The organism is Streptomyces sp. NPDC046870 (assembly GCF_040704595.1).
In the GTDB taxonomy this organism is placed as follows: Bacteria; Actinomycetota; Actinomycetes; order Streptomycetales; family Streptomycetaceae; genus Streptomyces; species Streptomyces argyrophylli.
The window spans coordinates 1-12,201 of sequence record NZ_JBEYXM010000010.1; the positions used below are offsets into that span (position 1 = coordinate 1).

Below are 12,201 nucleotides of genomic sequence, written 5' to 3' on the forward strand. Positions count from 1 at the left end.
CCCCGGCGGCGCCGGGGGCCCCGGCTCGCCGGGGCCGCCCCCCTCGCCCGGGCCGCGGGGCCCAACCGGGGGGGCGCCCCCCCCGGGGGGCCCCCCCCCCCCCTCCTGTCGGGCTTGTGGCCTCAGCGTTCCCCTTCGAGGAGGGGCACCTGGACCGTCCGCAGGGTTCCGTCGCCCAGGTGCAGCAGGCCCCGGCCCGGCTGCGGGGCCAGACCGACGACGCCCCGGGTGAGCTTCACCCCGATGACCTCGCCGTCGCTCAGCCCTTGCGGGGACAGCAGCATGCCGGTGCGGTTGCGCTTCACCTGCCCCATCCAGCCGGCCAGGCTCAGCGACAGGGACTCGGCGTTGCCGGCCACGAGGACACCCCAGCCGGTGCCGGCGCCGCCGCGGGCGAGCAGTGCGAGGTCGGGGTCGATCTCGGCGCCCATGAACAGTTCGGCGTCGTCCACGACGATCACGCCGTGCTCCTGCGGCACGTTGCCCAGCGCACGCCGGAACTCCTCCGCCGTCACCTCGGCGTCGGTGATGACGACGGCGACGCCGGGCCGGCCCTCCAGTCGCCGCAGCGGTGAGCGCCGCGGCGCCAGCACGATGAGGCCGGTCCCGGCGGCCAGCAGCGACTCCGCCGCGGTGAGCAGGGCGGTGCTGCGGCCGGTGCGCGGCGGTCCGGCGAACACGAAGGTCGGCACGTCCGCCAGGTCGGGGCCGAGTGACGTGAGGGTGTCGCCGCCGACGGCCACCAGGGGCCGCATCGGCCCGCCGTCGGTGTGCAGCGAAAGGGCGTCGGCGTAGGCGATCCGGTCGGGGAGCACGTCGAGGCGGATCGGGCGACGGGCGGCCGGTACCCGGGCCTCGCGTTCGGTCAGCTCCCTGCCGAGCCTGACCAGCATCTCGGCCTGGGCGCTGCCGGACAGGTCCTCGTCGAGCACCGCGATCTGCGCCTCGCTCAGGTCCTGGGTGCGGATGCCGCGTCCGGGTGCGGGGTCGGACGGCGCGGACTTGGCGGGGATGCCGACGCTGGAGTAGTCCTGGCGGTCGTTGAGCCGGAGGACGATCTTGTCCTCGGTGGTGCCGGAGAAGCGGCTGCTGCCGAGCACCCGGTCACCGGCCAGGACGACGTGGATGCCGACACCGGCTCCGTCGCGCAGCAGCCGGTTCAGGCGCTCCAGGTAGCTGCCGTTGTCGTACGAGGTGAACTCCCGCTCGAAGACCTCGAACCGGTCGACCATCAGCACGATGTGGGCGAGCCGTTCCTCCGGGGCCTGGGTCCCGCGCAGTTCCGTCAGGTCGGCCGTGCCCCGGGCGCCCAGGATGCTCTGGCGCGCGGTGAGTTCCGCGCCGAGCCGGTCCAGCAGCCGGCCGAGGCGCTCGGTCTGGTTGCGGTCGACGACCGCCCCGCAGTGCGGCAGCGCGGTCAGGGCGTTGAGTGCGCCGTTGCCGCAGTCGATGCCGTACAGGTGGACGTCGTCGGCGCCGTGCGCCTGCCCGAGTGCCGCGGCCAGCGTACGCAGGGTCTGGGAGCGTCCGCTGCGGGGCGAGCCGACGATGTGCAGATGCCCGGCCCGGTCCAGGTCGAGGACCAGTGGGGCGCGGGTCTGCTGGGAGGGCAGGTCGACCATGCCGTACTCCACGGCCGGCAGGGCCGCCTCGCGTTCGGCGGTGGGCTTGGGCGCGGGCGGCGGCGTCCACGGCAGCATGCCGGGCAGCGGCGGCAGCCAGGGGCTGGGCTGGCGCGGTACGCCGGCGATCCGGGCCGCCTGCGCCACGGCGCCCGCGAGGACGGCGAGGTCGGTGACGGCCTCGGTCCGCGCCGCTGCCGAGCCGCCCCGGGACCGGGCACTGGGCAGCGGACCGCCGAGGTTCTGCCAGGTCACGGGCTCCGCGCGGACGGCCGTCCGGGTCCCGTCGGGGGTCTGTCCGCCCGGGCGGCGGCCGCCGACGCGGCCCGACTGGAACGGCAGGAGGGCCGAGGGACCGAGCCGGGCGAAGGCCCGGCCGGGGTTGGCCGGGGAGATGTCCCCGGAGTCGGGGGCGTCGATGATGTCGCGGCTCTCGCTGGTGTCGGTGGTGCGCAGGGCGATGCGCAGGTTGGTGTTGGCACGGATGTCGGGGGTCACCGCGCCGCCGGGCCGCTGGGTCGCCAGCACCAGGTGGATGCCGAGTGAACGGCCCCGCTGCGCGATGTTCACCAACCCCGAGATGAATTCGGGCAGTTCGCGCACCATGGAGGCGAACTCGTCGATGACCAGCAGGAGTCGGGGCAGCGGAGGTAGCACGTCTCCGCTGCGCGAGCGCTTGTCGAGGTAGTCCTCGATGTCCTTCGCACCGGCCTGGGCCAACTGGGTCTCGCGACGGCGCAGCTCGGCGCCGAGGGAGACCAGCGCGCGCTCCACCAGCCGGGTGTCGAGGTCGGTGACCAGGCCGACGGTGTGCGGCAGGTCGGCACACTCGGCGAAGGCACTGCCGCCCTTGTAGTCGACCAGCACGAATGTCATCTCGTCGGGCCGGTTGACCACCGCGAGCGTGGCGACGAGCGTCTGCAGCAGCTCGGACTTGCCGGAACCGGTGGTACCGGCGACAAGCGCGTGCGGGCCGTCGCGCACCAGGTCGACGGCGAACTCACCGTCGTAACCGACGCCGAGCACCGCTCTGGTGCTGCGGCCGCCGAGCGACCAGCCCGCCACCACCGCCTCGGCGGTGGGCGGTTCGAGGGTCAGCAGGTCCAGCAGGCGTACGGAGCCGGGCAGAGCGCTCTCGTCGCTGTCGCCGACCCCGCGCAACGGGGCCAGCGCACGGGCGAAGTGCTCGTACCAGTCGGGCTCGGGCGAGTCGCCGCGTACGTTGTCCAGCGCCGCGCCGGAACCGGTGCGCACCCTGACGGTGGTGGCGTCCGCGCCCGTGACGACGACGGCACCGCACTCCTCGGGCAGCAGCCGCTCCTCGCGGTCGATGCAGATGGTGTGGACGCCGACGGACGGGCCGTCGCGCAGCAGCGCGATCACTCCTGGCAGCGAGCGGGCCCGGCGCGCCTGCTCCAGGACGACGAGGACGTCGGGGTAGCCGTTCGCTCCGCCTCGGGTGACGTCGGGGCCGGCGGCGAGGCGGGAGGCGACGAGCTGGCCGAGTTCGCCGATGCGCCGGGCCAGGGAGTCCGCGGTGGTGCCGATCAGGGCGTAGGCGTCCTCGCCCTGGGCCTGGGTGTGGGGCAGCCAGCGGGTCCAGGACCAGTCGCCCTCCCCGTCCGGGCCCGCGAGGACGACGATCCGCAGGTCGGTGGGGCCGTGCAGGGCGGCGGCCTGGGCGGCCAGCCAGCCGGCCAGCCGGGTCGCTCCCGGCCCGGCGACGCCCACGACCCCGGCCCGGCGCAGCGGCACGGCGACGGGGACCTGGTTCAGCCATGGCACGGTGTTGCGCCGGTGCTCGTCCTGCTGGGGGTCGTCGACGCTGGTCGCCGAGGGCAGGTCGGTGGTGCCGACGCGCAGGGACAGGAAGTCGGGGTCCTGCCAGCGGCGTTCCCACAGCCGCTCGGAGGGCCGGGCCGCCATCTGCATCAGGGCGGCCGGATCGGGCAGGGCCTGGCGCAGCTGGTGCTGTTCCTCCAGCACGGCGGCGTCGATGTCCGCGCGGACCCTGGCCAGGGTCCGCTCGTACTCCTCCTTCTGCTCCAGGTACTTGAGCATCGCCTGCTTGCGTCCCCCGAACTGGGTCACCAGGGCGGCGATCGGCGAGAGCAGGGCGATGAAGACGAAGGACCAGCGGTGGGTGACGAAGATGGCGATCGCGGCGCTGCCGGCGGGCAGCAGCAGGATCGGCAGCAGCGGTATGGGGCGCTTGTCGGGTCTGACCGGCGGGGCGGGTAGCCGGAACTTCGCGCCCGCGGCCGGTGGCAGGAACCTCGGCGGCCGGTTGAACTCCAGGCCGAGCCCGTCCTGGGCGGGGGTCAGGGGGGCGCGGGCGGTCGGGCGTGAGGTCAGCTCCAGCAGGATGTCACCGACGGCCAGCTGGCTGCCCTCCCGCCATGGCGCGGGGCTGCGCGCGGGCTTGCCGTCGAGCAACGCGCCGTCGGTCATGAGCAGTTCGGCGCTGCCGTCGAGGCGGACCCGCACCTGGGCCGCGAGCGGCGGGGCGCCCTCGGCGAGGCGGACCCGGCAGTTCGTGCCGCTGCCGATGTCGTAGTCGCCGGGGACGAGCCGGAAGACGGTCCCCGCGCCGGGGCCGGAGACCAGCCGGACCTCGGTGCGGCCCTCGGGTTCGGGCTCCCTGGGCAGGGGAGCGCCGAGCCCGAGGTCCATGCCGTCTCGCACACCGGCGTCCCGGAGCGTCGTGTGCGGATCGACGGGGGTCGGGCCGAGGTACAGGGGCGGCTCCCCCGCCGTCGCCCCGGCGTATCCGACGGCGCGGGCCAGCTCGGCCGCGAACCTGCCCGATCGCGCGGACGGTTCGGTTTCCACTGCGATGGTGGTGGACACCCCCTCGACCTGCGGGTCACGCACGCTGACGGTCAATCGCACTGCTCATCGTCCTTCTCGTGTGGAGGTGGGTGCGGCACCGACCGCCGTGGCGGCGAGCCGAGCCGGTGGGTCAGGAGAGGTTGGACCCGAGCTGGCTGTCGGTCTGGTCGAAGGCCTCGCCGACGGACCTCACGTACTGGCCGATGCCCTGCAGGCCCTGGTTGACCTGCTCGAAGCCCTTGGCGAACTCGTCGAAGAACGGCGAGAACTTCTGCTGGGCGGCCGGGGTGCTGTAGCCGTCGGCGAGCAGGTTGGAGATCTTGCCCTTGACCTCGTTGAGCTTGTCCTGCAACTGGGAGAAGTCGTTGAGGAGGGCCTGCGAGGTGGAGGACGTCGTGTCGGAGTTGACGCTGTAGTTGGGCATGGAGGTGCTCCTTGCTGGTTGCGGTGCGAACCGTCCCGGTCGGGACGGACGGCTGGGTGCGCGGACGTCCGGCGGTGTGTCAGCGGCTGCCGGACTCCGGGCTGTCCGAGGGGCTCGTGGGCGCCGTGACGAATCCGTCGCCGGACGGGGACGGCGACGGCGACGGCGACTCACTGCCGGCGTTCGACTGCGCGTCGGACGTGCTGACAGGCGGGACCGCGGGCCGCCCCGGGGAGTCGGTGGCCGGGGAGGGCGGCAGCGGGACGTCCGCCGGATTCACGGGTGCCGGAGTCGACGGCCGCGAACCGGTGGGCGACGGCGGAAGAGGCACCTGCGCCGGATCCACCGCGGCCGGAGTCGACGGCCGCGAACCGGTAGGCGACGGCGGGAGAGGCACCTGCGCCGGATCCGGCGCCGAGGGGTGCGCGGCGGGAGGAACGGCCGGGCCGGCCGACGGCCTCGGGCTGCCCTTGACGGGGATCTTGCCGGCGAGGCCGTCGATCGTGCGGCCGAGGCCTGCCTTCCCGACCGGCCCCGCGCCCAGTTTCGGCGCGGAGTTGGCGATCTCGCCGGCCGCGACCTCGTGGGGATCACCGCCCTGCGCGACGCCCACGCCGATCTTGGTGCCGAGGGTGGCTCCCTCCTCGACGAAGCCGCCGACCTGGTCGGCGGCCCGCTTGCCCACCGTGTCACCGGCCGCGGGTGCCGTCGTGTCGCCGAACCGGCCGCCCTTGCCTTCCTCCACCGCAGGGTTCCCGCGGCCCTTGCCGATCCTGCCGACGCCCCCCTTGAAGGCGGCCCCGGCCGCGGCTCCGGCCGCGGCCCCGGCGAACACACCGGCGGCCGTGATCTTGTCGTGGTTGGCCGCCTTGGCTCCCGCCTCCAGCGCCGAGTTGGCGAGGAACTTACCGGTGACCTCCGTGGTGACCTTGCCGACCGGGTTGGCGAGAATGCCGCCGACGACCTTGCTGTTGGCCAAGGACTCACGGATCCCGGTGATCGACGCGGTGCTCTTGGTGATGAACCCCGAGTTCTTCACGGCGGCCACGGCGGCCGGAGCGATCGCCTCGACGGCCCGGCCGCCCAGCTTCAGCAGCGAGCCGCCGGGGATGATCCCCAGCAGGCCCACGACGAAGTCACCGGCCTTGAGGCCGCCGGTCTGACTGGCGACGACTTGGTTGAAGAGGAAGAGCGCCCCGCCCAGCAGCGCGCCGACCACCGGGAAGAACACGGCCACGACGGCGATGAGGGCGGCCAGCAGGATCTGGACGAACGGGAAGTCCTTGAAGAAGTCGGCGATCTTCTGGAAGATGTTCCGCTCCGGGATCGCCTCCCCGGCCGCCCGGTCCAGCACGTCCGCGCACTGCCGCTGCGCGCTCTCCCGCATCGACTTCGCCTGTTCGGCCAGGCTCCTGGCCGCGCTCAGCTCGGCCTTGCCGGCGTCGATGGCGTCCTGGGTCCGACGCGCCTCGGACTTCTCCTGGTCCGTCGGGTTCGCGCCGAGCTCCTTGGGCGCCTGATTGGCCTGCGGTGCGGCGGCCCGGGCCTGGTCCACCGCCCGGTCGAAGGTGTCCTGGGCCTCGCGCAGCCGCGGCATGTAGTCGCTGTAGGCCTGGGCCGCGTCGTGGTAGGAGGTCATGGTCTTGGTCAGTTTGACCGGGAGATCGTCGCCGATCTTCTGCTTCAGCTGGTCCATCGCCGAACCGCGGCCCCGCGAGATCGTGCCGTCCTTCTTCAGGACGTTGAGCGCCTTCTCGGCAGCGTCCCCGATGTCCCGGTACCGCTGCATCACGCCCTGGATCAGGTCGGGGTTGCCGGGCGTCGGGTCCGAGTCCATGCCGACGAGCCGGAAGTCCTCGGGACTCGAGTGCCTACGTGCCATTGCGATCCCCCGCTGCGGTGCGTGTGAGCTGTGGTCGCCAGATACACGGGCCGGGCCTGCCGAAGGGTTCGAACCGGAGTTCGCGTCGAACGTTTTCACCGCGCGGCTCCGTGTAGTCGGTGCAACGCGACCCCGGAGGACATGGGTGGACACGATGAGCAACGGCGCGGACCGCGGGTCCGGGCACAGGCCGGCGACCGCTGAGGCACGAACGCTTCTGCAGGTCCTGGCGGCGCTGCTGGCGGCCTGCCTGGTGGCACTGGGCGCGACCGCTCCCGCGCACGCCGCGCCCGGGGACGACCTGGTCAAGGTGTTCCTGGTACCGGACCCCGCACAGACCGGTGGGCAGCTCGCCACGCTCCAGTCGATCGCCGCGGCCACCCTGGGCGACACAGCCCGCTCCGGCGAGATCTTCGACCTCAACCGCGGTCTGGCGCAGAAGGACGGCGGGGCGCTCAACGCCCCCGACGCCCCGCTGCACCCCGGCTGGATCCTGCGCCTGCCGCAGGACGCCGCGGGCCCCGACGTCCGGCTGGCCCGCGACACCGGGGCCCGGGCCGCCGCCGCTCCCCCGGCCGCCGGACGGCAGGCGTCCACGATGTTCACCATTCCGCTGGCCGCGGCCGTCGCGGTACTCGGTGCGATCCTGCTCGCCTTGATCACGGCGGGCATCGTGGGCAGGCGGAAGGTGCGCACCTGGTACCGCGCCGTGGTGCGCGGGGTCCACAGGCTGGGAGAGCCGATGCGGCGCAAGAGGCGGCTCATGCAACGCCGGGCGACCGGACGCCGGTTCGCCGCGGACGTGGAATCGGTACGACGCGCCTACGGCACCCTGGCGGAGTTCGGGCCTACCCGACAGCGACCCGAGAAGCCGGTGCACGCGCTGCGCGTCGACGGCACGGGCGTGACGGTGTGGCTGGCGGCCCCGGACACGGCCGACGCTCCGTGGACGAACATCGACGGCACGCGCTGGCGCCGCCCCGCGAGCGCCGTGGGCCGGCCGACCGGCAGGGAGGACACCGGCACGACGACGCAGGCGTCGACCGGCGCGGCCTGCCTCGTCCGCGCGGGCACGGACGACGCGGACGAACCCGTGTTCGTGGACCTCAGCCGGCTGGACGGCGTCCTCAGCGTCAGCGGTGACCAGGGCGTGGCCCGGGACGTCGTGCAGAACCTGCTGGCGGAGATCGCACGCACCAGGCCCGACACGCCGGTGACCGTGCTGCGCGGGGTGGACGGCGCCCCGCCGCTCACCGTGCCGGCGGGTCTGCGGCAGCTTCCCCGGGTCGAGGCACCCGCCGCGACGGCGCCCGCCACGGGGCGGGGCACACTGCGCGCCGGCGGGGCGCGTCGACCGGTGCGGGGCCTGGTGGTGGTGACCGGGACGCCCGGCGAGCGGGAGGCCGCCGAGCTGGCCGCCCTGTGCGGGCCGGGCGGTGCCGGATGGACCGGACTGGTCTGCGGCGAGGCCGACGGCGCGCACTGGCGCTGGCACACCGACGCCGGCGGCCGTGTGGAGATCCCGGTGCTGGACATGCGGCTCACCGTTCCGGCCTGAGCCCGTGTCCGGCCTTGGCGCGCAGGGTGTTCAGGGCGTAGTGCCGGCGGGACTTGACGGTGCCCGCGGGTATCCCCAGGATGCGGGCCGTCTCCTGGGCCGTCCTGCCGTACATGCAGGTGTGCAGCAGGACCTCCCGGTGCTCGTGGGACAGCTGCCGCAGCAGGTCGGCCGCCTCGACCGAGGTCAGCACGGCGCCGGAGTGGTCGGGCAGGGGCACGTCCCGGTCGTCGGCGCCGATGGTCTCGTGCCGGGCGGCCGCGCTGCGCATGCGGTCGACGACGAGGTTGCGGGTCACGGTGAGCAGCCAGCCGCGTACCGATCCCTCGGTGCTGTAGAGCCGTTCCGTGTGCGGCCAGGCGCGGATGAGGGTCTCCTGGACGATGTCCTCCGCCAGGTGGCGGTCTCTCAGCAGCTTCTCCGCGTAGGCGAGCAACGCCTTCGCGTGGTCGGACACCAGGGTGTGCAGCAGTTCGTCGCGCTGCTCGGCCGACGTGGCGGCCACGTCAGTGGTCGTGGTCATGATCCAGTTCCTGAAGGGGAATGCCGTACGCGGCTGCCGCACCTGATGGAGCGGAGCGCGGGGAGCGTAGGCAGGGCCCGCTTCCGGAACGCTGACGGTTTACTGACGCCCGGACCGCCCGGGTACGGCGAGGTCCGTCAGCCGGTCGCGGACGTGCGCGGCCTCCGGGTGATCGATGTCCTCGAGGATGCCGAGTGCTTCGCGCCAGGCGAGCGCGGCCCGGGTGCCGTGGCGGGCCGCGCGGTGGGTGTCGCCGATGTGCACCAGCGTGTCGGCCTGCAGATAGCGGTCGCGGATCGCCCGGTACAGCTCCAGCGCGTGCTCGTAGCACTCCAGCGCCCGGTCGTGTTCGTGCAGGTGGTGGTGGGCGTACCCGAGACTGTCCCAGGCGGCGGCCTCGCCGTTGCGGTCACCGGCCTCCCGGTGGACCGACAGCGCCCAGCCGCATTCCCGCAGGGCGTCTGCGTACCTGCCCATCAGGACGTACGTCCACCCCACCTCGTTGGCGACGTTCGCCTCGCCGTTGCGCCATCCGGCCGCGCGGTAGAGGGCACTGGCATCGGCGTAATGGGCGAGGGCGTCCTCGTGCCGTCCGCACCGGTTGGCCAGGAAGGCGGAGTGGCGATGGGCCCTGGCCTGACCGGCCCGGTCACCGATCTCGGCGAACAGCTCCCGCGAGCGCGCGAGATGGGCGTCGGCCTCGTCCCACCGTTCCATGCGACCGCAGGCGAAGCCGAGGGCCTTGTGCCCGTGCGCCTGGCCGCGGATGTCGCCCAGCCGCTGGGCCGCTCCCAAGGCGAATGTCTGGGCCGCGAGTTGTTCCTGCCGGCGGCCTGTGCGGTCCAGGTGCATGTCCAGGGTCGCGGCCAGCTGCCAGCTGTACTCACCGCTGCCGTGCCGCGCGTCCTGTTCGATCGCGGCGAGCAGGACGGACCCGTTGGTCTCCAGCCAGTCGGCCGCCGCCGCCTGGTCGGGCAGGCGCGGGACGGTCACACCGGGCAGGTGGGGGCGCAGCGCGATGCGCTCGCGGCTGGGCGCGAGGGCACAGTCGGCCGCGTGCGCGCCGCGCAGGTAATGGTCGAGCAGCCGGCGCCGGGCCGTTTCCAGATCCGGTACGCCGTCCTCGGCCCGGCCCAGCTCGCCGGCGTAGGCGCGCAGCAGTTCGTGGCAGCCGTAGCGGCCCGGCAGCGTCTCGGAGAGCAGGTGCGCGCGCACCAGCTCGGCCAGCAGCGGTCGTACCTGGCTCGTTCGCAGCCCGGCCAGGCTGGCGACGGCGGCCAGCGAGCAGTCGGGGCCCGGGTGCAGGGCCAGCAGCCGGAAGACGCGGGCCGCCCCGGGAGTGAGGAGTTGGTACGACCAGGAGAACGCACTGCGGGCGTCGGCGATCGGGGCCTCTCCGGAGAACGCGTCGAGGCTGTCCTCGCTCTCGCGCAGCTCGGCGGCGACGGACGCCAGCGGAAAGGTCGGGTTCACGACGGCGCGGGCGCTGACGACGGCCAGCGCCAGCGGGAGACGCCCGCACAGCTCGATGATCTCCGCGACCGCCTCGGGTTCACCCGCCACGCGTTCGGCTCCGAGGCGGCGGGCCAGGAACTCGTGGGCGTCCGCGGGGGTGAGCACGTCCAGCGTCAGGGAGTGCGCGCCTTCACCGGCCACCAGCCCGTAGAGCTGACTGCGGCTGGTGACGACGACCAGGCAGCCGGGCGCGCCGGGCAGCAGGGGGCGCACGTGCTCGGTGTCGCGCGCGTTGTCGAGGACGATGAGGACGCGCCGGTCGGCGAGAAGGCTGCGGTACAGGGCGGCCTGGGCGTCGAGCCCGGCGGGGACGCGGTGCGCGGGCACGCCGAACGCGTCGAGGAACGAGCGGATCGCCTCGGACACGCTCATGATCGAACCGCTGGGGTGGAAACCGCGCAGGTTGACGTAGAGCTGCCCGTCGGGGAAGCGGTCGGCGACGCTGTGCGCCCAGTGCACCGCCAGGGTCGTCTTGCCGACTCCGGCCATGCCGCCGACGGCGTTGATCACCACGGTCGGCGGCACTTCTCCGGCCTCGGGCAGGAGTTTGCGGAAGCGGGCGAGTTCACTGTGCCGGCCGGTGAAGGAGGCCAGGTCCGCGGGGAGCTGAGCGGGCCGCACGGTGGCGAGGGCACCCGGTTGCGCCGGCGGGGAGTCGAGCGCCGCTGCCGCTGCCGCTGCCTCGGCGGAGGCGGTGGGGGTACGCCCCAGGACTCGCTGCAGGGCCGCCTGCAGTTCGGGGCCCGGCTGGACGCCCAACTCGTCCGCCAGCCGGGCGCGCACGCTCCGGTGGACGTCCAGCGCCTCGGCCTGATGACCGGTGGCCGCGAGCACCAGGATCAGTCTGGCCTGGAGTCCTTCGTCCAACGGGTGCTGTGCGGCGGCCTGCCGAAGCGTGACCAGCACCCGGGCGCCCAGCCCGCCACCGGCCTCCAGAGCGAGTTCGGCCGCCTCCTTGACGGCGGCCAGATGCTCGGCGTCGAGGCCGGTGAAGGCCGGATGGGAGCGCACCTCGGCCGTGATCCCGGTGGCCGCGGGCCCGCGCCACAAGGCCAGCGCCTCGATCAACAGCTCGGTGGCGCCGGTCGCGTCCCCGTCTCCGGCCGCCTGCTCCGCCCGCTGCCGCAGCTCGCGGAAGCGGAGCAGGTCGAGCGAGTCGGGGTCCACGTCGAGGCGGTAGCCGCCCGAGCCGCGCACCAGCCACCGTGACGTCCCCCGGGCCGGGAGATCCGGTTCGAGCAGCCGGCGCAGTGCTCCGACGTGCCGCTGAACCACGTTGACGGCGGTGTCCGGCGGGTTCTGCCCCCACAGCGCGTCGACGATCTCGTGGACGGCGACCGGATGTCCCGCCGCGGTCAGCAGCAACGCGAGCAGAGCGCGCTGCTTGGGCGGTCCCAGCACCAGTTCCGTCTCGTCGCGCCAGGCCCTGACGGGCCCGAGCACGGCGAATCGTGTACGCACCGAATCCCCTGAACCGACTGTGACGACATGGACGACCGGCCCGCCCGACCGTCGGAGGGGCGTGCCGACGCGGACGAGCATAGAGTTCGCGGCTGCCCGGCGACGCATGGGGATCCCGGGCCGCGACGTCGATGACGACCTCGCCCGGCTTCGGTCGCAGGCCGGGATCGTCTTCGAACGCGTGGGGCCCGCCCGCTCCGGTATCCGCTCCTCCGAGGACGGTGACCGGATCGCCCTCTGCCGCCGGAGACCGGTGCGCTGAGGGAGGCGGCGCCCGATTCCGTTTCCCGGTTGATGACAGGAACCGCTGCGGCGGACCTCGTCCGGCCCCCGTCCAGCACGCGATGCCGAAGACGGTGCGCGCGGTGTGGCGGGTGAGACCGC

At 73.9% G+C, this 12,201-nt stretch carries 6 protein-coding genes; 1 reads left to right on the forward strand and 5 read right to left on the reverse strand.

Annotated elements, in window-relative coordinates:
* Positions 1-122 precede the first annotated feature (122 nt).
* The 3 genes from AB0946_RS22045 to AB0946_RS22055 all read right to left on the reverse strand — a co-directional run bounded on the left by AB0946_RS22045 (position 123) and on the right by AB0946_RS22055 (position 6,760).
* Entirely contained in the window at positions 123-4,514 is a 4,392-nt protein-coding gene (locus tag AB0946_RS22045; protein WP_366762336.1) for an FtsK/SpoIIIE domain-containing protein, read from the reverse strand.
* Between the two features lie 70 nt (positions 4,515-4,584).
* On the reverse strand, positions 4,585-4,878 hold the full coding sequence (locus AB0946_RS22050) for a WXG100 family type VII secretion target (protein WP_366762337.1): 294 nt from the start codon (positions 4,876-4,878) through the stop codon (positions 4,585-4,587).
* A 79-nt stretch (positions 4,879-4,957) separates the two neighbouring features.
* On the reverse strand, positions 4,958-6,760 hold the full coding sequence (locus tag AB0946_RS22055; protein ID WP_366762338.1) for a putative T7SS-secreted protein: 1,803 nt from the start codon (positions 6,758-6,760) through the stop codon (positions 4,958-4,960).
* Positions 6,761-6,914: 154 nt separating this feature from the next.
* Here AB0946_RS22055 and AB0946_RS22060 point away from each other — a divergent pair, with 154 nt between their 5' ends.
* Positions 6,915-8,318 carry a hypothetical protein gene (locus AB0946_RS22060; RefSeq protein WP_366762339.1) on the forward strand — a complete coding sequence of 468 codons (1,404 nt, stop codon included), beginning with the start codon at positions 6,915-6,917 and terminating at the stop codon, positions 8,316-8,318.
* On the opposite strand, the gene AB0946_RS22065 is transcribed toward AB0946_RS22060, so the two are convergent.
* Positions 8,302-8,841 carry a sigma-70 family RNA polymerase sigma factor gene (locus AB0946_RS22065; RefSeq protein ID WP_366762340.1) on the reverse strand — a complete coding sequence of 180 codons (540 nt, stop codon included), beginning with the start codon at positions 8,839-8,841 and terminating at the stop codon, positions 8,302-8,304. The two genes, AB0946_RS22060 and AB0946_RS22065, sit on opposite strands and share 17 nt — an antisense overlap.
* Before the next feature lie 99 nt (positions 8,842-8,940).
* A complete protein-coding gene (locus AB0946_RS22070; protein ID WP_366762341.1) occupies positions 8,941-11,817 on the reverse strand; it encodes a BTAD domain-containing putative transcriptional regulator in 2,877 nt (958 codons plus the stop codon).
* Positions 11,818-12,201 lie beyond the last annotated feature (384 nt).